Source organism: Brevibacillus centrosporus, assembly GCF_003710815.1.
GTDB lineage: Bacteria > Bacillota > Bacilli > Brevibacillales > Brevibacillaceae > Brevibacillus > Brevibacillus centrosporus.
In genome coordinates this window covers 447,570-472,241 of record NZ_RHHP01000001.1, presented here as the reverse complement: position 1 = coordinate 472,241, position 24,672 = coordinate 447,570, and the positions used below count along the sequence as shown (strand labels likewise).

The window sequence follows — 24,672 nt, the reverse complement described above, 5'->3', positions numbered from 1 at the left end:
CGTTTGAAACGATTCCAGCTTTCGTAGCGTCAATATCCATATTAAGGAAAATGACAAGGATCCATAGAGAGGCGGTTCTTTCATGCGTTTGCTTCGCTTCATACCTTGGGGATGGTTGTTTTTGGCCGTCATTTTGTCTGCTGCTGCATGCAGCCCTGGACCGGTGAGCACAGGACCCGGAGGAATCGAGTCACCCTCGGTCCCTCATGAGCCGCCGCCAGCAAATGCCGTGCCTCCTCTTTCCCAGCCTGCTGCTCCTGCAGAGTGGCACCCAGAGGAAGTCATTTTCGTCTACGATGAAATGAAAGAGGATGTGCGCATACAGCTGGACGAGGAGCCGCAGCTTCACTCTCCTATCCGTACGGTTGTCGGGAATACACCGCAGTCGTACAGCTTCTTTTTCCGTGAACCGATGGATCGTGGCAGTGTAGAAGCCGTTGTTCGCCAGCACGCCAAAGACACCTCCCAGATTCATTATGTGGAGCCGTCACTTGCGTTTCACTGGGTTCATGACAGGCAGCTGCGTTTGCTGGTGACCTTGGCCCAGCAGCCAGATTTGAATCAAGCCAGCCCTGAGTACTGGCTGAATGCTGCAGGTGCCAAAACGCAAAAAGGAAGAGTGATTGCAGACAATCTCGATTTTCGAGCGGTAGCTGTCGTCCCTAGTCAGATTTGGCAGGTCTCGCTGGATGGAGCACAGCTAAAAAAGGTCTCTGGCTTTCCTGCTCCTTATATGGCTTCGACCATTTTGGACAATGAACGGCGATATGTACTGATGTACCGTTACAAGCAATACTGCGAGTGCGACGCGCATCATATTCCTTTGTATGCGATCTATGACCTGGACAAAAACTCACTGACTCGCTACCCCTTTGAGCTGACCGTGAACTATCGAGGAGAAGGGACCTTTGTGGCAGATCGGCGCGGATTTTTCTACGCCCAGCCGCAAGAGGGTGTGTCCGTACCAGAAAACGAGTGGGCGATTCCTATCAAAGTAAATGGGTTCGTGCATGGGGCGAGCTTCAGCCATAACCGTCACTATGTTTTATTGGCGACAGGCCCCGCGCAGCAAAAACAGGATCTGGATCTCTTGCTGGTCAACCTAGAAACGGGTGCGCAGACGCGTCTGCCCGGTGCTGTGAAAGGCACGATCCCGACGAGCGAGGCGGACGGCTTGACGCTGCCAGTCACGTTTATGGACAATGGAAGGTATGCGACTTTTATCATGCGAAAGAGCGCAGACAGCCTGCTTGAAATCCGGCAGCGCTATGACTGGAAAACCGAGAAGGTCATCCCTTGGAATCCTCCTGTTGCCGAGGACTCGTGGGCGGGCTACGATCAGTCGGATGACGGGAAATATCAGATGTACTTTAATGGCGGACTGTACCAAGGGAAGGACAAAGTAGGGGAATTGGATCGTTCGGGGGTCTGGGTGCCCGGTACGCATCTTTTGGCGTATGTAAATTGGCAGGAGGGGAAAGCGGGCAGCCTAGCAACTCAATCGCTGCATATCTTTGATGCGGACCTGCGGCAGGAGAGTGTCATTTTGGAAGGGCTGTCTATTGGGTTTGGTGTGATAGGGGCAAGTCAGGACGGGAAGTGGCTGCTCGTGCATAGTGAGCGGGATCTTGCCAATTAGCTGTCCGCTGCTTTGAGGCATTTGCGCAGCCTTTGCTTTTTCTGCGATGGTGATGCGTGTGCGTTCCATCGAATCATGAGGTTGGGCCAACCCGGCGAGGATGACGGATCCGGCAGGTTGGCCTGTTTCTGTTTTTCCGCGATCAAATGCGCAAGATCTGGATGGGGCCATTTAGCATTTGCAGACCATCAGTACGTTGCGATCCGGGTCGCGAAAGGTAAACCAGTGCCCGTTTTCGATGCCGCTTACCAGTTCTACGTCAAGCTCCTGCATATGTTGGTAAGCCGCTTCGATATCCTGAGTGTTGAAGTGAAACAGAGGAGCATCGCTAGGCGTTTTTTTCGGGAAAATCTTGCTGTCTAAAATCAGGGTGACGCCCTTTTGCAGTGGGATGCAGTACAGATGCCCGAACAAGATGTCCTGATCGGCGTCAATTCCGAGGATACGGCAATACCAGTCGCGGGCTTCCTCTATGTGCTGTACCGGAACAAATACTGCGCCAACTTCAGAAAGCAGGGGAGAAGCTTTCATGGTGATCTCCTTCTTTCGTAGAGAATCGCTAAGCTATTTGCATACAGGAACTGGATTCGCCCAGGTGCCACTTTTCCCCTCTGTGCCCAGAAAAAATTACCAAAAAATTTCTTGTGGCGAAAAGGTATAAAAGCGAACGTTTGTTTGCTATACTAAGAACAAGAAGGTAACGAACACTTGTTCTTGTTTAAGGAGATGGCGATATGGCCAATGCGAACAAACGCATCGTTTTTTTGGTCGATATGCAGAGCTTTTATGCCAGTATCGAGAAGGCGGCCAATCCGCAGCTGCGAAACCAGCCGATCGTAGTCGCGGGAGATCCGGAGCGGCGAAGCGGGGTGGTTCTGGCAGCATGCCCGATTGCCAAATCGTACGGCGTCGTCACGGCAGAAGCTTTGTGGCAGGCGCAGCAAAAGTGCCGCAACCTCGTCGTTGTTCGCCCGCGGATGGAAATGTACATCCGCATCTCGATGCAGATTACCCAGATTTTCGAGTCCTTTACAGATAAGGTAGAGCCGTATTCCATTGACGAACAATTTCTCGATGTGACCGGGAGCGTGCACTTGTTTGGCGATGTGCTGCAGATGGCTGCGCAAATCCGGCAGCGCGTGTGGATGGAGACCGGGATTAACTGCCGTGTGGGAATCGGCGAGAATAAAGTGCTGGCGAAAATGGCTTGTGACAACTTCGCCAAGAAGCAGGAGCAGGGTGTTTTTTGGCTCAAGCGCGAGGAGCTGGCAGACACGCTTTGGAAGCTGCCGATTGAAAAGCTGTTCGGCGTAGGCTCGCGAATGAAGCGGCATTTTCATCGGATGGGGGTTTACCAGATCCGGCAGCTGGCGGACATGGCTCCGAACGTGCTCATGCGTCGTTTCGGGGTGAATGGCGAGGTGCTGTGGCGAACTGCCAGAGGTCTCGATGACTCGCCTGTCTCCCTGAATACGTACGATACGCAAAAAGGGATCGGCCATCATATGACGCTGCCACGGGACTATCATACGGGAGCGGAGATCAAGGTCGTGCTGCTGGAGCTGTGCGAGGAGGTGTGCCGACGGGCGCGGAGCAAAGAGCTGATGGGGTCTGTGCTGTCTGTCGGCTGCCGCGGCGCCGATCTCGATGCGCTGAACGGGTTTGGCAGGCAGATGAAGCTGGAGGAGCAGACCAACGACGTGATGACGCTGTATGAGGCGGCATGCTGTCTCTTTGACCGGCACTGGCAAAAGACTCCCGTGCGCAGCATCGGTGTGACGCTGAGCAAGCTGGTGCCAGACAACGTTCTGCAGCTCAATCTGTTTACGGATAATCACAAGCGCCGTTCGCTCGCCCATGCGATGGATGACATTCGCACCCGCTATGGTCAGGATGCGATCCTGCGGGCGGCGTCCCTTTTGGGAGCTGGTCAGGCCAAAGAGCGTGCCCGCAAGATCGGGGGCCACTACAAGTGACCGAGCAGCAGGCGGGAGTACCAGAGGGTGAGCAGGAGATGATGCGCTTGTACATTCTGTTTGGCATCCTGTTTCGTGTTGTCATGGTAGATTTGGGGAAGGTCCGGGTCGTGCCGCTGAAGCTGTCCTACCAGGCTGTTTATGACTGGCTGTTTCCAGAGATTTCCCGCTGGGCAGAGCGGCAGCATCATCAGCTGCGCCGTCTGCTGCGGCAGCAAGGATGTGTAGTGGTCAGCTACCAAAGACAGGGGCATGTCTACGTGGTGCACTACCGGCAGCGCGGATATTTGCGAGAAGCGATCTATTCGATCGAAATCCTGCGGGCGGAATGTCAGGAGCTCGTCGGCCAATGGATTGCCCACTATCAACGAGGAGAGAAGACGCCATGAGGGAGACACGTGTATCCAAAAAAGAGAATCTGTTTGCATCCAGCCGGTTCGTGCTGCCTGAGCATCGGGAGTGGTATGCGCGAATCAAGGAAGAGGAGCGCCGCTACGTGCCGCCACAGCTCGATCAGGAACAGCTGGGGGAGCTGAGCGAGCTGGTATGGCAGGCTTTTCAGATGGGAAGTCCGCTTACGGTGACCTACTATGACGGGCAGCAGCCTCGCCGGTTGTCGGCTCACGTCGCACACATTGATCAGGAAAAACGGCGCATCAAGCTGCGGGCAGAAAGCGACATTCACTGGATTCCGTTTGCCCGGCTGCTCCAGGTAGAGCTGGCTGCCAGTTTTTGAACAGAATCATTCAAGAAATTGACAAACTTAGGCCATTTGCAAAAACGCAAGCGGCAAAAAAACGAGTCTGAATGATCTAATGGCGTGCGCAGTGGCGAGGCGCGATTCCTGAAACGAAAAGCGGTCGAAAACAACCGTTTTTCGCGATTTTTTGGCCACTTTGGATTTTGCCAGAACAGGAGGTTTCCCTGTATTGTAAGGATATCTTGTAAATCAGATATCTGAGGGATCGAACAAAGGGGACTGGAAATGTTAGCACAGGAAATGGGTGTCATGTTCACCAAGCATGCGGATCAGATTACTTCCAAGCGTTGGGGTGAATTTATTCAACAGCTGGAGGAAAAAGGCCTGTACGTGCTCATCGAGACAGATACGATCGGAAGAGTGATGAGTCCATTAGGCGGTTTGATGCCAATGCCTTGTAAAAGTGAGACGCTCCATATTGTGACCGCCGCTGAGCTGGAACAACGGGGTTTGCCGCTTGGTCACCACATTGTTACCAAGAGCAGAGAAAAAGCAGCGACCCAGCAATAACAAAAAAAGAGAAGCAGAGCAGCCTTTCCTGTCGGGAACGATCCCGAACGGAAAGGTTTTTTTGTTAAGGAGTGGCCAAAAGGCTTGGTAGATCTAATAGGAAGTCAAAGTCACCCGTTCACGGGAAGGGACCGTCATCTGCCTACGTGCATACGGTGGTAACAAGAGGGAAGAGCGACAGGAGGAGAGCCTGCTATGGAATACGGCAGTACGCTGAGAAAATTGCAGGAAATCCAGTTTGCGCTTGTGGAGCTGCAGCTGTATTTGGATATGAACCCGGATGATCAGCGTGCCGTCAAGCAGTACAAAGAACTGACCGTGCAGCTTGTGCAGCAAAAGCAAGCGTATGAAAAGGAGCGAGGGCCGGTGATGCAGTACGGTCATTCCTCGACGCCGGATCGCTGGACGTGGCACAAGACTCCGTGGCCTTGGGAAATTGAGTATTGAGGAAAGGTGACCAGTGGTATGTGGATCTATGAAAAGACATTGGAAATTCCAGTACGAGTAAGCAAGCCGGATCTGCAGATGGCCAAATTCCTCTTGACACAGTACGGCGGGCCTGACGGAGAGCTGTCTTCCGCATTGCGTTATTTGAACCAGCGCTATACGATGCCGAATAAGCGCATCAAGGCGTTGTTGACCGATATTGGAACGGAAGAGCTCGGGCATATGGAAGTGATCGCAACCCTAGTCTACAAGCTGGTGAAGGACGCGACTCCGATGCAGATGAGAGAAGCAGGCTTGGGCGCCCACTACGCCGATCACGACAAGGCCCTTTTCTATGCGGATGCGAACGGTGTGCCATGGACAGCCGCTTATATCCAGACCAAAGGAGACCCGATCGCGGACCTTGCGGATAATATCGCAGCCGAGGAGAAGGCGCGGGCGACCTATCAGTGGCTGATCAATCTCACCGACGATCCAGACGTGAGCCAGGTGTTGAAATATTTGCGCGGAAGAGAAATTGTGCATTCCCAACGATTCCGTGAGGCGCTTTTTATGCTAGAGGAAGAAAATCGTGCGAGCAAAGCACAGAAAGAGGATGACGACTTGTGAACCGATGGCCGCATGCCTACTATGACCCACGGTACGGCTATCCGTGGGTCTATCCTCCGCAACCGCTTCAAAAGAACTCAAAAGTACGAGGGCGGCGCCCAACCAACCAAAGCACAGCAGATCTGCATCCGATTGCCCCGATCCATCCCTTCCCACCCGACCCCTATATCAATCAGTTCAGGCCATCCGAAGCGCTGCAGACGGGAACGCTGTTCATGTGGCTTCATGCATCAGAGAAGAATGGGCAAGAAAGCAGCGAAAAGGAAGACAGTGAAACAGAAGATCTCGAAACGAGTGCGGCAGAGGAAAGCTCTCCTAAAGGGGGCACAGAGTGAACAAACACAGAGCAGAGAGAAGCAATGCGTCCAAGCGTGTTGCTTCTTTTTTAGGGAATAGTGCCCTCACTGTCGATAATTGTCGCGTTATTCTTAGCAGCAATGGAGACGGGGTTTGTCTGTTTCACATTTACAATACGGAGGAACATACGTTACACTCAAAAGAAATTGATGAATCACTCAATACTCACACAGAAAAGGAGTGAGCGTCATGCCCAAAAAAGAGGCGACCTCAGTCAACCGCAGAACGGAGATCATTTCGGCAGCGATCGAAGTGTTTGCAGAAAACGGGTATTACCGGGCAACAACCGCTCACGTCGCAGAGCGCGCCAGCATTTCTCAGCCGTATGTTTTTCGTTTCTTTAAAACCAAGGAGGCTCTGCTGCTGAGCGCACTGGAAGTATCGTGGACGAGAATCACGGAAGCCTTCCGCCAAGTTGTGGCCGCCTCCTCATCCGAGCAGCTGGAATCCGATTTGATCCGGACCTACGAGAAAATTTTAGAGCAGCACAAAAATGAGACGCTGCTTCAGATGCAGGCACAAACCATTCAGGAGGAAGCCATCCAGGAAGCGATGCGCAACGGGGAGAAAATCAAAAGCCGGTAGCCTGATTCATACGAGGCTAGCCGGCTTTTCTTCTAGTTAAGAAGCACTATCTTTCAACTGCGGCGAACGAAAATGCAAGTAGACTCCAGCCGCCAAGGAAAGAAGAATCACAGTAACAGACGTCCACTGAGCGGCTGTCCAATGAAACAGGTAACGAGGAGAGTCACCGCGCAAGAGCTCTAGAAGAAAGCGCCCGAGGTTGTACAAAATGTTGTAGGCGAGAAAAAGATAGCCGCGCTTGAGCTGCTTGCGCATGAGGATCAGCAGCAGGGCAAAAATGATGATGTCCATCTGGCCTTCCCAAACTTCCGCGGGCCATAAAGGTTGATCTCCAAAGGTCGCGCGGGCATTTGTCCCTTCTGGATAGAGAATGCCAAAATTGCCGCCCGTAGGATCGCCGAAGGCATCACCGTTCATCAGGTTGGCATCTCGACCGATGCTTTGGCCCAGGATCAGCCCTGGCGTGCATAAATCCGCCAGCTCCCAAAAGGACAGCTTATGCTTGCGGACGTACCAGATGCCGACCAGGATCGCACCGACGATGCCGCCTTGGATCGATAGGCCGCCATGCCAGATGGCAATGATTTCTTCGGGATGCTTCGAGTAGAATTCCCAGTCGAAGAAAAAGACAGCCCAAAACCGCGAGCCAATAATCGCGCCAACCATCATAGGGACGAGCAGATTCATGAGATGATTGCCAAGCTCCTCTTTCTTTTGGAGCTTTGCCAAAGTGAGGGTCACTCCTACACCCAAGGCAATCGCCAGGACAAAAATCAAGCTATAGGATCGAATGGGGAACGACCCAATGTGTGCAAGGTATTGATGCAATTCAAATTCCCTCTTTCTCTAGCAAGTTACTACGACTCGGCAGGTTCAGGCTGCGGTTTCTTTTTGGGAAGCCAGAAAGTAATAGCGAGGCAGATGACTGCCAGGACGGCAACGATATTAAAGTTCTGGTGGATAGCCGCAGCGAGAACCTCGGGAGGAACTTGGGCGTTGCTGTCCGCATGGCTTCCGATCTGATGGTTTAAAAACGTTCCCAGCACGGCTACGCCCAAGGTTTGTCCCAACGTCCGCAAAAACGTGTTGGACGAGGTAGCCACTCCGCGCAGGCTCCAGTCGACAGCAGATTGGACAACAATGGTGAAAATAGTGATGGAGAAACCAAAACCAAGCCCGAGGATGAAGACCATTCCGAGAATCATCCACGGAGGAGTTGCCATCGTAATCAGCGTCAAGCAGAAGGTTCCGATGACAAGCAGGAAGATGCCGAGAAGCGAAATAGGCTTGGCACCGTATCGTACGAGTAAACGACTGCCAACCGTAGCCCCAATCGGCCAGCCAATCGACATAGGCATCAGGATCATTCCGGAAAAGATGGCGCCTTCTTTCAGAACACCTTGGATCCACAAAGGCAAGTAGGCCGTGACACCGATGAGGATTGCGCTGGCGAGAAACGAGATCAGATTGGGCACGGACACTTCCCGAATATGAAAGAGCTTGATCGGAATCATCGGCTCGGGATGGCGCTTTTGAATGGCAAAAAATGAAACCAGAAACACAACCGTCACGATCAAAAGAAGGTACATCGTGGCCGAATTCCAATCGTATTCGTTGCCGCCGGTCAACAGGGCATAGAGCAAGGCCGTCGTACCAATCGTAAACGTAATGGCGCCGCCGTAATCGATTTTGCGGGCGCGTTTTTCCAGCTTCTCATGCAGGTTTTTCGAGATCAGCCAAATTGAGAGAAGACCAAAAGGGATATTGATGTAAAAGATCCAGTGCCAGCTGACATAGTCAACAAAGAATCCACCGACGAGCGGACCGAAGATTCCTGCAACTCCCCAAATGGAGGCAAAAAGTCCTTGGACCCGCGCACGTTCCTCGAATGTAAAAATATCGCCGATGATCGTAAAGGTGATAGGAACGACGGCGCCAGCCCCAATTCCTTGAATCGCGCGGAACAGGATGAGCTGCTCCATGCTCTGGGAGAGACCGCAAAGCATCGACCCGATCAAAAAGAGGGAGCATCCGAACAGGAAAACCTTTTTCCTTCCGAACAAGTCGGCGATTTTTCCGAATATGGGAGTGGTAACGGCAGAGGTCAGCAGGTAGACAGCGTATACCCAGCTGATGAGCTCCAGCCCACCCAATTTGTTGACGATCGTGGGCATGGCCGTACTGACGATGGTCACCTCAATCGCCGAGAGAAACGTAGCGATCATGAGGGCAATCGTAATTTTGCGCTGATAGGCAGTCATGCTTTGTTACTCCTTTCCTTCTAGCTGAAGACGAAGAGATCGGGAAAGCCGCTCGAGCAACTCGTTCATCATCTCCAGCTCCTCTTCGTGAAAGTCCTGAAACGTCTCGGTATTGCTTGCATCCGCACGGGGCTGCATCATGGCGAATACTTCTCTGCCTTTCTCGGTGATCTTCACGCGGGTAATCCGCTTATCAGAAGGGTCACTCCAGGTCGAGACCCAACCGCCATTTTGCATACGCTCAATAAGACCCGTCATGTTTTGTTTGGTGACCAGGATCTCATGGCTTAGCTTGCCCAAGGTGATGCCTTCATTTCGAGCGATGATGCCCAGCAGCTGCCATTGCTGCACGCTCGAAAGCCCGGTTCCTTCAACGAGTCTTAGTCCCATACGGTTAATTTGGGCAGCCAGACGCAGGACATGCAGAATGATGCTTACTTTTCCATCCACGTAAAAGCCGTCTCCTTTTCAAATGGTCAACATATGGACTATCTTAAAGAAACCCTTGTATTCCGTCAATCGATACAGCTTTGGAAAGTGTACGTAAAAAAAACAAGACGACGCGCTGCCGAAAAATCGGAGAGCGCGCCAAAAAAGTCATTGTGGATTCGTTGTCCAGATGCCAGCGGTTTTGACAAACACACGATCCGGCAATTGCAGCGCAGCGAGTGCAAGCTCGGCCACATCCTCTGGCTGCAGCATGCGATGCTCCTCGCCGATCTTCAAGCCGGCATTGACAGCAAGCTCGGTGTTCACGGTACTGGGAGTCAGGGCGGTCACCCGAATGTTGTGCTTCCGAACCTCTTGCAGGACGGACTCGGTAAAGCCAAGTACCGCAAATTTGGATGCACAATAAGCAGAGCCGGTAGCAAAACCGCGTTCGCCTGCGGTAGAAGCGATGTTGATGATGGAGCCGTGATTTTGCTTAATCATGTCAGGCAGGGCGTAGTAGGTCATGTGGTAGGTCCCGAACAGATTGACCTGAATCATGCGCTCCCACTCGTCTGGCGGCATTTCCGTCACGGTGCCGAAGCTTGCAATTCCAGCGTTGTTAATCAAAATATCCAGCGGTCCCAGATCGTGCTTGATCTGATTGTACGCGGCCTCAGCTTCGTTTCGCTTCGATACGTCCGCTGTCGCGTAAATGGCCCGCGTATCGTATTGAGAGGAGATCGTCGAGGCAAGCTGCTCCAGATCACCAGAAGAGCGGGAGACGAGACCCACGCGAACGCCTGCCTTTGCGAGTCCGAGAGCAATGGCTCGTCCAATTCCTTTGCCTGCACCCGTAACCAGTGCATTTTTTCCTTTCAGATCCATCGATGTTCCTCCGTTCCTGATGGGGGTTTTCTGGTTTCTTTTGGTTCGTTACGTAGATAAGGTAACCAGTTGGAAAGAACGCCATTCAAATGGGAAGGGTAATGCTACGGAATAGCAGCTAAATAAATGGCAATTAAGTTTCTGAAGTCAGCAGACCGGGGGTATGTCCTGGAAAATGTAGAGATCAGCTTCCACGATACAGCAGAAAATTTACGGTCTCAGGACCGAATTAAAAAAGCTTACTTGGGTCATTAAAAAAGGCGTCAGAACAAGCTCTTCTCCAAGGAGGAGGGCTTTTTTGTGCGCGAAAAGCACGCTGGGCACGACACTTGGAATCGGCGGAATATTTCCTTTTTAGTAGCGCAACGGGATTACTTCCCGTATACTAAAAGACTGAAGAATCTATCGAGAGACTTTAGGGCAAAAATAGACTTCAGTTCGAACTGGATTGAGGTGGAAAGTGAGTGATCGATCAGTGGAAGTAGTGGGGAGACAAGAGCGAAAGAGACTGGCGACGCGAAAGAGCATTTTCGACTCAGCCATCCATCTGTTTCGAGAAAAAGGGTACCAGGCGACAACTGTCGAAGAAATTGCTGCAAAAGCAGATGTCGCTAAAGCGACTTTTTTTAAACATTTTCCCAAGAAGTACGAGCTGATCGAGGAAATGATCAAGCAGCGCAGAGACAAAATCGAGTTGGCAGCGGTAGATGAGCAGGTAGGACAATTGGCGATCCGCGACCAGGTCCGGTATTTGATGACCGTCCTCTGCCAATCTATTGAGACGGATCGGGCTTTGGCGATCATCGCGTTGAATGAATATCTGTGCTCAGGGGAAATGCTCAAGGATGAATCGCCAATGATTGAGCTCTTTCACCAGACGCTGGAGCGAGGAAAACGAGGCGGTGAGCTGCGGCCGGACGTATCCACCCGTGTTGTTGCACGGATGCTTTGGTCGTACTACCTGGAGTCGTACATTGCTTGGTCACGCGACGAACAAGGACAATCGCTGGAGTCGATGATTTTAGAGGGAGTAGAGGTCATATTCCGGGGGATCGAGGATGCCGGAACCTAAAATGAAACTCACTGTGGATCGACGTGAGGAACAGACATGTTCTTATTGCTTTTGACAAACCCGCCAAGGATCAATCCGAGGCGGGTTTGGTTTTTATTTGATGACAATTTTTACGCGAGTCCCATCGGGGTAGTCCTCTACCTGATTGGCAATCCAGGAGCCAGCCCCGCGATTGTCGGATGGAGAGATGTAGGCAATATCTGCACCACTGCCACCCTCTTGGCACATCGCCATCGGCCACTCATCTCGATCGTAACGAGGTTTGGTGGGAACGCCTTTGAGGGATTGCTCCCTGTTTTCATCTGCCCCTTTTCGGTCGATCGTACACACGGCGGAATGTCCTTTCGCGATGGCAGAACGGATATGCTCGGCCGTCTGCGGGTATTTGCTGCTCGGGAATTCCAGCACGTAGTCCGCTTCTGTGTTGCTCGTCGGCGTCTGCGGGCTCTTCTGCTCGAAGAAATAGGAGCCGATCGCAAACAAGACAGCAAGAAGGAACAGGATCATTTTTTTCTGCATGACGGTTTCTCCTTGGTATTTTCTCTGTGGTGTTTATTTCCTAGATAATTATACCAATAGGTGAGGGAGGTGCACCTGTCAAAATTCTTATTTGAAAGTCTAATAAATTCCAAATTATCCTCTTACAAACAAAAGCATCGTGTTAAAATACTTTCAGACAGCACCCTATCTTTCTAAGGGTGTGTAGGAGGGGAAATTTGTGAAGCCATGTCCTTCTTGTGGAACGGAAATTGTATTAAACGAGGGGTACCCGTTATGGTGTGAAAACTGTGACTGGAATCTACCTATGCCAAAGAACGAACGATCAAAAACGGTATGGGAGCGGATGGAGAGGCACATGCGTTTTTCGTATGGCCAGGCTCTGTTCAAAGAGCTTGAGGAGCATCCTGAAAATTTAACCAAAAAGGGGTTAAGCGAAAAAGCCGCATCCGTCTATTCACTTGTGATCATTGGCAGTTCAATAGCAGGTTTTCTTTTTTCCGTATATGGACTTATTTCTTGGTATCAGAGCCCCTTCATTCTTATTGGTTGTGTGCTTATTCTCCTAGTAACCTGGCTGTCGCGCCCTCGGCCAAATAGGTTGCCGAAAAAGGTAATGACTTTGAATTCTGCCCAGCATCCCAATACAATGAAGATGTTGGAAACGATCAAAGAAAAAATGGGAATTGAAAAAGATATTCAGTTTGCTCTTTCTCCTCACTATGAAGCGTATACAACCGAATACGGGTAGAATCGAAGACGAATCGTTGTGATTGGATATCCCCTGTTATTTGCCTATGCACCCGGTGAATTGACAGCTTTGATCGCTCATGAGCTTGCTCATTGCTGCAATAACGATGTGCGACGGAGTCTTCTGGTTGCGCATGCACATCGGATCCTTCTCAATTGGTGTGATTTGTTAGATCCAATACGAGATGATGATGAATATTATTTTTCATTCGTCGCGACGATTAGCAGAGGGATTATGCGTATTCTCTTTTGGATTCCCTACCGTTTATTATTTATTCTCACTCAGCTTTTTTGGAATCAGAGTCAACGGGCTGAATATGAGGCAGATCGTATGGCCGTTAAGCTTGCAGGTACCCAAAATCTCATTTCCATGCTGCAGATCGCACATATGGGGGATGTGGTTGATTCGTTAATTGGAAGACACGCCATACAGAAGCAAAGCATGACACTAGGGGAGCAGCTTCGGGAGATCTTTGCCAAGCTTCCTATGAAAGAGAAAGCCCGCGTTCAGAAAGTGCTGGAGAGAAGCCAAGGTAGCATGGACACGACACACCCAGCCACTCATCTGCGAATCGCGATGGTGCAGGGGAAAGAAGTTGCCCCAGCTTTCCAGATTTCAGAGGAGGAGTATAACAGAGTTCATCAGGAAATCCTTGAACAGGTACAAGAAAAAATGGAGCATCGTATTCTAGACGAATATCGAGCAAAGATATCCTAATTACTCAGGGGGGCTGAAAGTTTTTTTCGCAATCATGCCCTTTTCAAAATTTGACTACCCATGAGCTTTACATTTCCAAAATTTTGTAATAAAATCAGACTCCCAACAAATGTAAGGGAGTGATTCGTATCTCTCAAACGCAAAAATACAGAGCGTCTTCCCTCTGTATCATTTGGAAAGAGGATTCTATTTTGCTGGAACAATTTCCGGAAGAGGAGGGTGTCATTACCTTTCGCCCAGTAGGAGGAACTATCGAGTACGGGGAAGACAGCAAGTCAGCATTGATTCGCGAAGTAAAGGAAGAAATCAATCAGGATCTAACAGATGTAAAGCTATTGGGAATCATCGAGAACATTTACGACTATTACGGCGATGGTGGGCACGAATTCGATTTTATCTATGAAGCAAAGCTGTGCGCAAGCAATCTCTACAATCGGGAGTACATCGAAGGATACGAAGGAGAAAAGAAGTTTATAGCCGTTTGGATGCCCGTGACTGCTTTTCGGGATAATCCCGCGCGAATGCTGGTTCCAGATGGGCTTTTTGAGCTGTTGACGGGTCAAGGAGCTTCAGAATGTGTCCATACGATCAAACACGTAAATGCTAAAGACATCGTGGAGGGCGCAAATGGCGGTCATTAGCATAGAAGGTGCAAGTGCAGCCGGTAAGACAGCAACATCAAGTGAGTTGGCAGCGAAGTTTAATGGTTATCATATTCCTGAAGTGAATGCTTGGTGGGAGCCTCCGGACTCCGTATATCCAGAATGGTTTTTTGAACGTCAAGTTGATCGATGGCAGATCGCAGAGGAGAAAGGTAAGAATCATCCTTTTGTTGTAATCGATATCGATCTATTTCAACCATTATGGTACAATTGGGCATTTGATTTTCTTTGTTCGGAGGGCAGTCACTCGACTTTGTTGAGGAGTTCTACCGCAAACATTTGCTCGCAAAGAAGATCGGTTTTCCAGATAAGTATTATCTCCTTAGTACGAGAGAAACAGAGCTGCGAAGGAGAAAGGAAGGAGATCGATCTAGAAGGAGAAGGGGGTTTGAAATGAATCTAAGGTTCATTGAGCCTCAGAAACGCTACTTCCAGGCAATCCACTCGTTTAACCCAAATTTGGTTTGTTTTATTGAAGCCGTGACGATTGAAAATAATGTGAAGACAATTATAGAGACAATGCCTTCTACAGCAAAAGACCATACCTATTCCATTGAATTGCTCGAGTTCATGGTAAGCTGGCTTCGAAGGAATAAAGCATCTGATTTTTATTAAGCCGAAACGAATGAGATTGCTTGCGTTTGTAAAGATTTGTGACGCAAACAGAAGTCTTTTTTAATGAACGTGCTGACTATTCGCAACAAGAAAGGAACGAAGAACTACGTTTATGGAGTGTAGACGAGGAGGAGCGGAAAAAGCGGGACAGGTCGATAGTATTCAACTCTCAGACACGGTCCCGCTAGTTTGCTCTATTGCCCATCCCTTTTCCCGCCACCCGCATCCACGCTTACCCGCGCAAATACTTTCCTCATACAATACCAAGCAATCAAAGGACCCAAGCCAATCAAGAAAACCAACCAGTTTAACGCAATGGGCGAGGTGCTAAAGGACGTCACCATGAGAAAGACGAGAATCCCCACCATACGTCCGGCATCCAATCCAAATTCCCTCAGCACGACAAACTCGACGCGGTTCTTTGCGCTCTCTTCATTGGAGCCGATCAGATCAAAAACCGTGGAGATCATCGGAACCGAAAAAAGTGGATAGGCCAGGCCCACTGCCACCCCAAAAATGAGCAGCGTAGCATAGCTGACCTGCCAGAAAAACAGCGTGACGATGCCGCTCATCACGAGTGCTCCGCAAAGCATGACCCACTGACGGTTTTGCGGCTTGAACCATTTGCCCACCGCATAGTAGCTGACCAGACCAACTGCCGAGGTAATCAGCCAGTAATTGCCCAACGTCATTTCACTCTTGGTTGCGATGTAGACCATGAGACCGATGATAAAGCCAAAAACGCCTTCTCGCAGTCCTTGACCAGCCAAAGCGCCAAAAGCCCAGCGCCAGTTGGCATCCTGTCGCAGACTGTGATAAGCAAAGCTCCAGGAGTAATCTCCCTCGGACTGCCGCTTTTTCAGGAAAAAGCTGATGATGACGCCCACGACGAACAGAATCAACGAGAGGGTGAAGATCAGCGCATATCCTTTGGTGCTTGTCATACGCGAGATCAGATAGCCGGAGATCCAGGGGGCAATCATACCGCCGCCAGAAGCGAGCAGTCCAGCCCAGCCGTTGAAAAGGTCCCGATTGTCTGGGCCCGTAATCTCAAAATACACGACATTGAAAGCGAGCCAGAAAAAGCCGACCGCCATGCCTTGAACGAGTCCCAGGGCGGCCGCATACGATACGACGTTCGTTCCCAGTACAAGCACCAGCAGATAGAAGAGGGCGGACATCGCCATCCCCAGCCGGAGAGCATTCATTTTGTTATAACGCTTCACCCAAGCGCCAGCCAGCCAAAAGGTAAGGGATCCAGCCAGGTGTGTGCACAACGTAAACCACGCGATGGGAGCGAACTGGCTTTTCACTTTCCATAGGTAGACGTTGACGAACGTGCCGGATAAAGCGCCAGCGGTGATGAAGAGAACGTTGACGAATAGCAGGAGCTTGGATTGGTTGTCGAGCTGCCCGTTCCCATGGGCAGAAGATTCCTCCTGATTCGATTGCCACAGCTTTTGAAGGGTGGCGGGGAAGCCGGATTTCGTCTTTTGGTGCATTTGTCTGCCCCTCCCATCGGATGTAAGTGGAATGGTCTTCGTTCATAACCTGCCCGATTGAGACAGGGAATAGACGGTAAACCGGCATTTTCCATGTCCTTGGCGTTGTTTTCATTAAATAGAAAAAACAAAAATCTTTGACAACAGGAAGGAAAAGGGCAACCCGTTACCCAAATAAGGAGAAGGTGAAAAGCTAAAACAAAGGAGCAATGACATGGCCACCACAATTTTTACCAATGGACGCATTTATACGGGGGACCCGCAGCACCTGTTCGTAGAAGCGATTGTTGTCAAAGATGGGATTGTGCATGATCTGGGCACACATGCGGATATGACACTCCAATGGGGTCGAAGCGATGTACATATTGTCGATCTTCAGGGCAAAACCGCAACACCGGGGCTGATCGATAGCCATCTTCATCTCGGCTGGCTAGGGTTGACCTTTCAACAGCTCGATCTGAGCAAAGCGACGTCCAAGGACGAGATGCTTTTCCTGATTAAACAAAAAGCGGAGCAAACCGCTCCGGATGAATGGATACAAGGCTTTGGCTGGGATGAAAACCTGTTCGTCGGTGGCGGGGGAATTCCTACGATCGAGGAGCTGGATCTGGTAGCGCCACACTGTCCGCTTCTTTTGTCGCGCATTTGCGGGCATGCCAATCTCGTGAACAGCAAAGCGCTGGAGCTGAGCAACTACCATCCTGACATGGCTGTTCCGGCAGGTGGCGTGATTGTGCATGATCCGGCTACGGGGAAGCCGACAGGTATGCTGCTCGAAACAGCGTCCAACCTCATTACGCCGCACATCCCAAAACCGAGCTATGAAGCCTTGAAGAATGCTTTGCGTGGTTCGGTTCGTTATGCGCTTGCGCATGGATTGACAGGTGCACATACGGAAGACTGTCGGGATTTGGGTGGCCTCATCCAGACCTATCGTCTGTACGATGAGTTGATCAATGGGGAAAATCTCGCGCTGCGCTGCAACCTGCTCGTTTATTACACGAGTCTCCCTGAGCTCCGTGAAACGCAGATGCGGGCAGGCTACGGGAATCATCATGTGAATATTGGGGCTGTCAAAATCTTTGCAGATGGTGCACTGGGGCGTCGAACCGCGTATTTGTCGGCACCGTATGCGGATGATGCAACGACTAGCGGCTATCCGGTACATGAGCAGGAGGCTTTGACAGAGCTGGTACGTCAAGCCCGTAAGCTCGAAATGCCGATCGCTGTCCATACAATTGGAGACATGGCATTGGAAATGGTTTTAGACAGTCTGGATCAATTCTCTCCTGTCGCCTATCGGGATCGGCTCATCCATACACAGATCCTGCGGCCGGATTTGCTGGATCGTCTGGCACTCCCTCACCGCATTGCCGATATACAGCCACGCTTTTTAGCGGGTGACTTCCCTTGGGTCATTGATCGGGTAGGCGAGGAGCGCATTCAATATTCGTACATCTGGAAAACGATGATGGAAAAAGGAATCATTTGCGCGGCTGGATCCGACACCCCGGTAGAACCAATCGACCCGCTGCTTGGTATTCATGCAGCTGTCACACGAAAAGCGCCAGGGGATACTCATGGTGGCTATCTCCCGCATGAAAAGCTGACCATGCAGGAAGCCATCCATCTGTTTACACTCGGAAGCGCCACAGTCACGGGTGAAGACCACCTGAAAGGTACACTGACTCGCGGAAAGTTTGCAGATATGACGGTATACTCTCATGATCTGTTCTCGATGGACCCGGATGAGCTCTTGGAGACCAAAATTGAAATGACGGTTATTGGAGGACAGGTTTGCTATGCTCGATAGACGGGAATGGAAGGTTAGCAGCCCAGCCGAAGCCTATGACCGATTTTAGCTAGGTAGTATGAAAGAGAAAGCGGGTAACAGAACGCCAAGCGCTTTGGCATCGGTTACCCGCTCTTTTTCCTTTTTGTCATTGGGTGGGTGTGGAGGTTTCCTGCTGCTCTCCTTGGTCTTGCTGTTTCGGTTCTTCGGTTACAAGCACGTAGCCCTGCGTTCCATCTAAACGAATCCATTGTCCATCCTTGATCTCGCGAGTCGCACCATCGATTCCCGCGACCGCCGGGATTCCATATTCCCGGGCTACGACAGCACCATGTGTCATCATTCCGCCGACCTCCATCACGAGACCTTTTGCTTGATGGAACAATGGCGTCCAGCCCGGGTCTGTGAAGGGAGCGATCAGGATTTCGCCCGGCTGTAGAGAAGCGCTTTCCGGTTTCAAGACGATTTTCGCGTATCCCTCCACGACACCCGGCGATACAGGCGTACCGACGAGGGCACCTTCCGGGAACGAGGAAAGATCCCTCTTGCCGACGATGATTTCTCCCTCGCTGGTCATGACCCGAGGAGGCGTGAGCTTTTGATAATGCTCATAGGCCTGCTTGCGCGACTGAATCAAAGCAGACAGATCGCCTGAAAAGGTATGGTCCAACACCTCTTTCAGCTCGCCTAGGCTCAAGAAAAAGACATCCTTTTCATCCGCAAGCGTCTCAATCTCCACGAGGCCTTTTGCTTCTTCCAGTATGGCTTTTTTGTAGAGATCAAAATGGAGGACGACGACAAACTTGTGATTTTCCCGCAAGCCGCCAATGTTGCGAAACAGCGTAAGCAGCCGCTTGAAAAAGGAGTGCTTGAATTCGCCATCAGGTGTATCCTTGACACGTTCGAGAATACTCTTGATGGTTTCTTCGGCTTTGGCAGCTCCTTGCTTAAATCGTTCACGGTGCTCGCCGTGCTCGACGGTCCGCAAATGTCCCAAGATGGAAGACAGCAGCATGGAGGGATCTTCTCGCCAACGCGGTTTTGCCAGATCGATTTCTCCTGGGCAGCGGGCACCGAAGTTGTCCAGAAATTTATCAAGCTCCAAGCGAAAGACGTCTCCACCCTCGACCTGTTCCAGACCTTGGTAAAAATCCTGCTTCTTGTCCTGCTGCTGCAAATACGCAATCAGCTTGGGATAAGGTCGTGCAGCGTCAGCCAAATCCCCTAAGCGCAGTCCCATTTCCGCGGTAACGTTATGAGGCAGCGACTTTTGCAGAGGCTGCAAATCCTCCGGTGGATCCAGCCACCAGGCTGAAAACAGCTGAATCAACTGAAACGCCAGCATGCCTGTAACGAAGTAATGAATATCATGGGCAAACAGATCCATCATGAGATGACTTGCATTCTCTTCAAGCGCCTTGATTTTTTCAGCACCGTGAACGGAGGCTAGCTTTTCGCGAGTCCCGCGTAAACGTTTGCGCATGAACTCCAAAATATGGCTGTATACATGCTCGCTGTCTTCTCTCATGAAGTCTTTCAACAGAATCGTAACGAGGGGGCCAGCAGCCTGAAACAATTGCTGCTTCATCGGCTCCATGGAAACGGTCTTGTGAAAATGATCGCGCTTTAAAACGTCTGAAAGCGCCATGCTCATCAGTTCATCCATGGATCCCATCATCTTGGGGAAAAACTTTTGCGCGAAATCATATTGCAGCATCTCTGTCGGATCGATAAAGAGCCGGCCCCCTGCCTCCACAAACGTCCGGCGACGCTTTACTCCTCCAATGCCAGCGCCAGCAGGCATGAGCTGTTTCCATAGAGAGATCGCCATGGGAGACATCGCTTCTGTCATCATTTGCTGGTGGCCAAACGACAGAAAGACGTGAAACTGATTATCTGACGTATCGGGGATGGGAAAGAGGGAGGTAATCGGACGAGCTTGGAGAATATAGAGCTGTCCTTCAGCACATGCCCACTCGATGTCTTGTTCGGTTCCGTAGTGGCTCTCAATTTTTCTGCCCAGATCCGCCAGCTCCCCTATGCGATCATCAGGCAAAGCTTGCTTCATTTGCTCGGAAAAAGGGATGTCGGACTTGACCGTTCCGCCTTGAGCCAATCCGTAAATCGCCACTTTTTTCGCGGCAATGTGTCTATCGATGATCTCGTTATCTTTCAGCTGATAACGGTCTGGAGATACCAGGCCGGAGACGAGAGCTTCTCCCAAGCCAAGGCTTGCCTCGATGGTGATCACACCGCGATGCCCACTGACTGGATCAGCGGTAAACATAATGCCGGACACATCAGGGAAAACCATCTGCTGCACGATGATCGACAAGAGAACCTCGCGATGATCAAACCCATTGTTCATCCGATAAACAATGGCGCGATCCGAAAATAGAGAAGCCCAGCAGCCGCGAATGGCCGAGATAAGCTGGAGCTCACCTTTTACATTGAGATAGGTTTCCTGCTGTCCCGCGAAGGAGGCGGTAGGCAGGTCTTCTGCGGTCGCGCTGGAACGTACGGCGTAGGCATGCATGGTTCCTAGGCTGGTCCAATGCGCCAAAACAGCAGACAAAATTTCTTCAGGGATGACGAGGGATTCGATATGTAGACGAAGCTCTTTTCCAATTTTACGGACCCCCTCCAGATCAGCAGGCTCCAGCTCATCGAGAGAAGCTAGGTACGATTGCAGGTCATTGCTTGTTTCCATCAGCGTTTGAAAAGCTGCTGTCGTAATACAAAAGCCCCCGGGCACAGGAAAACCCGCTTTCGTCAGTTCACCAAGGTTGGCGCCTTTTCCACCGACGAGCGAGAGAGAGTCTTTATCGATAGCTTGAAAGGGAAGGACGTATGGGCTCAAAGGAATTACCTCCGTCATGCGCTAGAAATGAGCGTAGAAACCATAAAAAGTATGCCCTGAGCTTGTGAGTTTATGAGGGAGAAGAGAGGATCAAGTAGGAAACAGGAAAAAGGAAAGACCTCCCGTTACAGCGGGAGGTCTTGCTTGGACAGCGAGCTTCTTTTTCCAGTCAGCCATCGCATGAAGTCGATTTCCGCAATGAGCACGCTTATAAGAACAAGGGCTGCGCCGATATAGCCTCTGACCGTGAGCGTTTCACCCGATATCAGGAAGGCGAAGAGAGCCGCGAAGACGGGTTCTAACGAAAAAATCAGTCCGGTATGCGTCGGGGACGTGTATTTTTGCGCGACGGTCTGCACGACGAATCCGATGGCACTGCACAGGATGCTGAGGGCTAGAACGGCGAGCCAAGCCTTCGGGGTAGAGGGAAGCTTCGGTGTTTCCACGAGGTAAGACAGGAGAAATCCAAAAAGTCCGGCAAACCCTAGCTGATAAATGCCAAGCAGGATCGCATCCGTTTGAGGAGCCAATCTGCCTGTAAGGATGATATGTGTCGCGTAGAAAACGGCGGTCGCCATGCACAAGGCATCTCCTTGGGTAATGTTCAGCTCCTTGGTTAGTGTCAAAAGGCCGATCCCGATCACGGCAATACCCGCACCGAAAAATACACGGGTCTCTGGCCTGTTCTTCAGCAAGATGGAGAGCAACGGAACGAGAATGACCGTGAGACTGACTAGGAAGCCTGCTTGCGAAGCCGTCGTCGTTTTCACTCCCTCGGTTACGGTTGCAAAGACACCGAACAGGATCGCACCCATAATGAAGGCGTGGAAAATGGTTTTTCGCGTCGTTTTTAGCAGCCGTTTATGAAAAAACAGTGCGGCGATCACAAAGGCGATCCCAAACCGCAGGCCAATCAGGTTAAATGTCTGCAGGTCGGTCAGGCCCATTTGCATAAACAAGTAAGAGGAACCCCAAAAAAGAGTAACGAGCAGCATGGCGAGATCAGCCTTTACTTGAGGCTTCATGGTGAAACGTCCCCCTAGAACCCCGGACAGCGATTGTGTCTGAACCGGATATGGTATGGATTCAAGTATACTTGTATCGTATAAATAAATAAAATGAATGTTTATCATCGTTTGCATGAGAAGAATTGATAGAAAGGGGGCCACGAGAATGAGCCTCAGCAAGTTTGAAGTCGTTGTCACCGTGATGGAGTCCGGAAGTCTGACGAAAGCAGGGGAAGTACTAGGGCTGACACAGTCTGCGATCAGCCACGCAATCGCCAGTCTGGAAAGGGAGTACGGTTTCTCTATTTTGACGCGAGGAAGAACAGGAGTCAACTTGACGAGCAACGGGGAGCGGCTGCTCAAATACATGAGAGAAATCCTGAAGTGGAACGATCAGATGATGCAGGAGGTTTCTGCGATCAATGGCATCGAAGTGGGAACCGTGCGCATAGGCACCTTTACCAGTGTCTCCACGCAGTGGCTGCCGGGAATCCTTAAGCAGTTTCAGGATCAATACCCGGAGATTGAAATCAAGCTTCATGAAGGCTACTACGATGACATCGAACATTGGGCTTTGACAGGGGCTATCGATTTTGGATTCGTTTCGGTTCCTGCTTTAGAAGGACTGGAAACGATCCCCCTACATCGGGATCGCATGTATGTTCTCCTGCACGAGGACCACCCGCTGGCCAGGCAAGAGACTCTCTCCCTAAACGATTTGCAGCAGGAAATCTTCATCATGCCGAAACCAGGCTGTGACAACGATATCCAGCGTATTTTCAAACAGTATGCGTTTACGCCGCAAGTAAAGTACGAGCTAGGCGACGACCACGCCATTATCGCGATGGTGCAAAACGGCCTCGGCATCAGTATTCTCCCGGAGATGATTCTGTTTCGGCTGCCCTCCAGTATTCGGGCGATTCCGCTACAAGGGGAGCACTTTCGGACGCTTGGAATGGCAGTTCTTTCCTTGGAACAGATGTCACCGGCGTCACGACGGTTCTTGACAGCCGTAACGGAGTGGATAAAGGAGCATGTGGCAGTATGAATGAAACCAAGCAAGGCCACTTACCGTATAGAAGGTAAGGAGCTAGTCGCTTCGGTGAAATTGGGTGGACAGCAGCACCAGGAATCATCTTTAAGTTTCTGTCATGATGTTGGTGCGAAACGTATCCTCCAGCTGCTGCTTACTGATCCCCAACCTTCTTTTGCAAAGGCCACTGCCACAGCACGCCCGATCACACTGTCTCTGCCGGTGATGATGGCCACTTTGTTCTTTAGCTTACCGCTCCCCATGTAAGCAGGATTATCAAAAATGGGTCGGGGCACCATCAAATATTCCATTCCCGGCTGGCGGTCCTGATGCTGGGCTGGAAATGAAATAGGCTGCTCCGCGTACGAAGTCTTATAGCTGTAATACGGGTACATCGGATACAAATCAGATCCCTCCAAAGATCGATGGATATGGGAATGATATTCGCCCAGATGAGGGAAGGATCCGATGCTAGGCACCCAGTGACTGTCGCGCAGCCCGGCGTTTTTGAATCCAAAATGGCAGATACAGCAAGCAGAACAAACCGAGTGCGACTCCTTCTAGCGATAGGATATACCAAGGATAAGGACCGAGATAATCCATTAGTGTTGGCTGAAAAGGCTTATGAGTGACGAACAAATAGTTTCCACCTGTAAACCGATTCACGATAAGAGAAATCAAGAGCAATGAATTCAGCATGACCATGCTTTTCCCTATGGACGCAACCGTAGGACGGCATTCCTTTACCCAGGTCATGTACAAGCACGCGAGCACGATGCAGGCGTGTGCGAGGAAAAAGTGAAAGAAGCGAAAATGGGGAAATGGGTAAAAAAGCTCTGGGGTGATCAGCGCCTGACCTGCGCCAATCAAGCCGGCAAAAAACGTGATTTCGTACAGGCGGTAGCTGTTGTAAACAAGCATGAATGCGGAAAAGACTAACATGACGCTGCACAGCTGCAAGGGAAGAGCTTCTGATTGTGTCCACGAATGGGTCCAAACATGCCAAAGCTGAAACCCAACTTCGGTTAAGACGAGCAAGCTGGCGAGAGCGAGCCGGCAAAAAGCATCTGTATGTGGGGGCTGAAAACGGCGGCGGAACCGATAAAGAAGAGCAGCAGCGGCGAAGACGAGCAGGACACAGCTCACGTGACTGGCCGAAGATAACTGAAAAGGCTCCGTGGTGATCTCGGCTGAAAGAAAAGATGAGGTCATGGCTACCTCCGTATGGAATAAAAAGTTAATTGAAAGAATTCACGAAATTTTAACACAAAACCATATAAAGCATCGGTTATAATAAAAATGAACCAACGTACATCAATGAGAGGAGATATAATTGTGAACTTGGTATTAACGGAAAAACAATGCAAATCTTGCCAGGCTCGCTTGACAGAGTATGAAATCGAGAACAATGGCGCTCTGTGCATGGAATGCTTCAAAGAAGAACAAGACGAGCAAAAGTAACAACATGATTTCGGGCACCTAAGCGTCCCACACCATATAACTTACTTGCCTGTCATAACCCTCTTCCTTTGCGAAGAGGGTTATGACTTTTCAGACAATAAACAAGGAAACAACGGCCTTCATTATACCATGTATTCTCAGTTCGGTACTTTCCCTCGATAAAAAGACAGAAAGTATTGAAATTCTCTTTTCGCTTCACTAAAGTAAAGCTATAATTATCTACCAGAGCAACGCTTTACCA

The 24,672-nt window shown here is 50.5% G+C and carries 26 protein-coding genes and 2 pseudogenes; 17 read left to right on the top strand and 11 right to left on the bottom strand.

Translation table 11 applies throughout. The features are described 5' to 3' along the window. Positions 1 to 82: 82 nt before the first annotated feature. Positions 83 to 1,639: a hypothetical protein gene (locus EDM55_RS02380; protein WP_122959517.1), complete on the top strand. Its 1,557-nt coding sequence runs from the start codon at positions 83 to 85 to the stop codon at positions 1,637 to 1,639. Positions 1,640 to 1,810: 171 nt separating this feature from the next. Here the strand turns inward: EDM55_RS02380 and EDM55_RS02375 are convergent, their stop codons facing one another. Beyond that, positions 1,811 to 2,170: a VOC family protein gene (locus tag EDM55_RS02375; protein WP_092267888.1), complete on the bottom strand. Its 360-nt coding sequence runs from the start codon at positions 2,168 to 2,170 to the stop codon at positions 1,811 to 1,813. 203 nt (positions 2,171 to 2,373) lie between these two features. On the opposite strand from EDM55_RS02375, the gene EDM55_RS02370 reads away from it, so the two are divergent. The 8 genes and pseudogenes from EDM55_RS02370 to EDM55_RS02330 form a co-directional block, all read left to right on the top strand. Beyond that, positions 2,374 to 3,615 (top strand): DNA polymerase IV, encoded by a 1,242-nt coding sequence (locus EDM55_RS02370; RefSeq protein WP_092267889.1) that lies wholly within the window; start codon positions 2,374 to 2,376, stop codon positions 3,613 to 3,615. Then, positions 3,612 to 4,004 carry a YhjD family protein gene (locus EDM55_RS02365; protein ID WP_307723905.1) on the top strand — a complete coding sequence of 131 codons (393 nt, stop codon included), beginning with the start codon at positions 3,612 to 3,614 and terminating at the stop codon, positions 4,002 to 4,004. Before EDM55_RS02370 ends, EDM55_RS02365 begins: the two co-directional genes overlap by 4 nt. Continuing rightward, positions 4,001 to 4,351 (top strand): YolD-like family protein, encoded by a 351-nt coding sequence (locus EDM55_RS02360; RefSeq protein ID WP_092267890.1) that lies wholly within the window; start codon positions 4,001 to 4,003, stop codon positions 4,349 to 4,351. The genes EDM55_RS02365 and EDM55_RS02360 overlap by 4 nt, the downstream gene beginning before the upstream one ends. A gap of 249 nt (positions 4,352 to 4,600) precedes the next feature. Further along, on the top strand, positions 4,601 to 4,885 hold the full coding sequence (locus tag EDM55_RS02355; RefSeq protein WP_092267891.1) for a hypothetical protein: 285 nt from the start codon (positions 4,601 to 4,603) through the stop codon (positions 4,883 to 4,885). 195 nt (positions 4,886 to 5,080) lie between these two features. Then, positions 5,081 to 5,332 (top strand): spore coat protein CotJB, encoded by a 252-nt coding sequence (locus tag EDM55_RS02350; protein ID WP_092267892.1) that lies wholly within the window; start codon positions 5,081 to 5,083, stop codon positions 5,330 to 5,332. 18 nt (positions 5,333 to 5,350) lie between these two features. Continuing rightward, positions 5,351 to 5,941, top strand: a complete 591-nt coding sequence (locus EDM55_RS02345; protein WP_092267893.1) for a manganese catalase family protein — start codon at positions 5,351 to 5,353, stop codon at positions 5,939 to 5,941. Beyond that, a complete protein-coding gene (locus tag EDM55_RS02340; protein ID WP_122959516.1) occupies positions 5,938 to 6,276 on the top strand; it encodes a hypothetical protein in 339 nt (112 codons plus the stop codon). Before EDM55_RS02345 ends, EDM55_RS02340 begins: the two co-directional genes overlap by 4 nt. A 211-nt stretch (positions 6,277 to 6,487) precedes the next feature. Then, positions 6,488 to 6,862, top strand: a pseudogene (locus EDM55_RS02330) (TetR/AcrR family transcriptional regulator); the annotation flags it as partial. Between the two features lie 57 nt (positions 6,863 to 6,919). Here EDM55_RS02330 and lgt read toward each other — a convergent pair. The 4 genes from lgt to EDM55_RS02310 form a co-directional block, all read right to left on the bottom strand. Then, positions 6,920 to 7,711: a prolipoprotein diacylglyceryl transferase gene (gene lgt / locus EDM55_RS02325; protein ID WP_092266547.1), complete on the bottom strand. Its 792-nt coding sequence runs from the start codon at positions 7,709 to 7,711 to the stop codon at positions 6,920 to 6,922. A 29-nt stretch (positions 7,712 to 7,740) separates the two neighbouring features. Continuing rightward, positions 7,741 to 9,144: an MDR family MFS transporter gene (locus EDM55_RS02320; RefSeq protein ID WP_122959514.1), complete on the bottom strand. Its 1,404-nt coding sequence runs from the start codon at positions 9,142 to 9,144 to the stop codon at positions 7,741 to 7,743. A gap of 6 nt (positions 9,145 to 9,150) precedes the next feature. Then, complete coding sequence (locus tag EDM55_RS02315; RefSeq protein ID WP_122959513.1) at positions 9,151 to 9,594, bottom strand: MarR family winged helix-turn-helix transcriptional regulator; 444 nt, start codon at positions 9,592 to 9,594, stop codon at positions 9,151 to 9,153. 147 nt (positions 9,595 to 9,741) lie between these two features. Beyond that, positions 9,742 to 10,461, bottom strand: coding sequence for a 3-ketoacyl-ACP reductase (locus EDM55_RS02310; protein WP_122959512.1), 720 nt, complete (start codon positions 10,459 to 10,461; stop codon positions 9,742 to 9,744). Between the two features lie 460 nt (positions 10,462 to 10,921). Here EDM55_RS02310 and EDM55_RS02300 point away from each other — a divergent pair, with 460 nt between their 5' ends. Then, positions 10,922 to 11,533, top strand: coding sequence for a TetR/AcrR family transcriptional regulator (locus EDM55_RS02300; protein ID WP_170184278.1), 612 nt, complete (start codon positions 10,922 to 10,924; stop codon positions 11,531 to 11,533). 93 nt (positions 11,534 to 11,626) lie between these two features. Here EDM55_RS02300 and EDM55_RS02295 read toward each other — a convergent pair whose 3' ends face one another. Further along, entirely contained in the window at positions 11,627 to 12,052 is a 426-nt protein-coding gene (locus tag EDM55_RS02295; RefSeq protein WP_092266552.1) for a NucA/NucB deoxyribonuclease domain-containing protein, read from the bottom strand. Positions 12,053 to 12,389: 337 nt separating this feature from the next. Between EDM55_RS02295 and EDM55_RS02290 the strand changes: the two genes are divergently transcribed. The 4 genes from EDM55_RS02290 to EDM55_RS02275 all read left to right on the top strand — a co-directional run bounded on the left by EDM55_RS02290 (position 12,390) and on the right by EDM55_RS02275 (position 14,558). Beyond that, entirely contained in the window at positions 12,390 to 12,782 is a 393-nt protein-coding gene (locus EDM55_RS02290; protein WP_148040073.1) for a hypothetical protein, read from the top strand. An 18-nt stretch (positions 12,783 to 12,800) separates the two neighbouring features. Beyond that, positions 12,801 to 13,499 (top strand): M48 family metalloprotease, encoded by a 699-nt coding sequence (locus EDM55_RS02285; RefSeq protein ID WP_170184279.1) that lies wholly within the window; start codon positions 12,801 to 12,803, stop codon positions 13,497 to 13,499. 119 nt (positions 13,500 to 13,618) lie between these two features. Beyond that, positions 13,619 to 14,140, top strand: coding sequence for an NUDIX hydrolase (locus EDM55_RS02280; RefSeq protein ID WP_122959509.1), 522 nt, complete (start codon positions 13,619 to 13,621; stop codon positions 14,138 to 14,140). Continuing rightward, the gene (locus EDM55_RS02275) at positions 14,127 to 14,558 is read left to right on the top strand and encodes a nucleoside/nucleotide kinase family protein (protein WP_246070788.1); all 432 of its coding nucleotides are present in this window, start codon (positions 14,127 to 14,129) and stop codon (positions 14,556 to 14,558) included. Before EDM55_RS02280 ends, EDM55_RS02275 begins: the two co-directional genes overlap by 14 nt. Before the next feature lie 412 nt (positions 14,559 to 14,970). Here the strand turns inward: EDM55_RS02275 and EDM55_RS02270 are convergent, their stop codons facing one another. Continuing rightward, complete coding sequence (locus tag EDM55_RS02270; RefSeq protein WP_092266556.1) at positions 14,971 to 16,278, bottom strand: MFS transporter; 1,308 nt, start codon at positions 16,276 to 16,278, stop codon at positions 14,971 to 14,973. A 214-nt stretch (positions 16,279 to 16,492) separates the two neighbouring features. Here EDM55_RS02270 and EDM55_RS02265 point away from each other — a divergent pair, with 214 nt between their 5' ends. Beyond that, positions 16,493 to 18,091: an amidohydrolase gene (locus tag EDM55_RS02265; protein ID WP_122959508.1), complete on the top strand. Its 1,599-nt coding sequence runs from the start codon at positions 16,493 to 16,495 to the stop codon at positions 18,089 to 18,091. Between the two features lie 127 nt (positions 18,092 to 18,218). Here the strand turns inward: EDM55_RS02265 and EDM55_RS02260 are convergent, their stop codons facing one another. Together EDM55_RS02260 and EDM55_RS02255 are read right to left on the bottom strand one after the other, a co-directional pair. After that, the gene (locus EDM55_RS02260; protein WP_122959507.1) at positions 18,219 to 20,930 is read right to left on the bottom strand and encodes a phosphoenolpyruvate synthase; all 2,712 of its coding nucleotides are present in this window, start codon (positions 20,928 to 20,930) and stop codon (positions 18,219 to 18,221) included. A gap of 125 nt (positions 20,931 to 21,055) precedes the next feature. Beyond that, positions 21,056 to 21,955 (bottom strand): DMT family transporter, encoded by a 900-nt coding sequence (locus tag EDM55_RS02255; protein WP_122959506.1) that lies wholly within the window; start codon positions 21,953 to 21,955, stop codon positions 21,056 to 21,058. Between the two features lie 148 nt (positions 21,956 to 22,103). Here EDM55_RS02255 and EDM55_RS02250 point away from each other — a divergent pair, with 148 nt between their 5' ends. After that, a complete protein-coding gene (locus EDM55_RS02250) occupies positions 22,104 to 22,985 on the top strand; it encodes a LysR family transcriptional regulator (protein WP_122959505.1) in 882 nt (293 codons plus the stop codon). Positions 22,986 to 23,137: 152 nt separating this feature from the next. On the opposite strand, the pseudogene EDM55_RS02245 reads toward EDM55_RS02250, so the two are convergent. Both EDM55_RS02245 and EDM55_RS02240 read right to left on the bottom strand, forming a co-directional pair. Continuing rightward, positions 23,138 to 23,374: pseudogene (locus tag EDM55_RS02245) on the bottom strand (NAD(P)-dependent oxidoreductase); the annotation flags it as partial. Between the two features lie 67 nt (positions 23,375 to 23,441). Further along, on the bottom strand, positions 23,442 to 24,182 hold the full coding sequence (locus tag EDM55_RS02240) for a YwaF family protein (protein ID WP_122959504.1): 741 nt from the start codon (positions 24,180 to 24,182) through the stop codon (positions 23,442 to 23,444). 123 nt (positions 24,183 to 24,305) lie between these two features. On the opposite strand from EDM55_RS02240, the gene EDM55_RS30700 reads away from it, so the two are divergent. Beyond that, on the top strand, positions 24,306 to 24,431 hold the full coding sequence (locus EDM55_RS30700) for a hypothetical protein (RefSeq protein ID WP_258957551.1): 126 nt from the start codon (positions 24,306 to 24,308) through the stop codon (positions 24,429 to 24,431). The last annotated feature ends 241 nt before the right edge of the window (positions 24,432 to 24,672 follow it).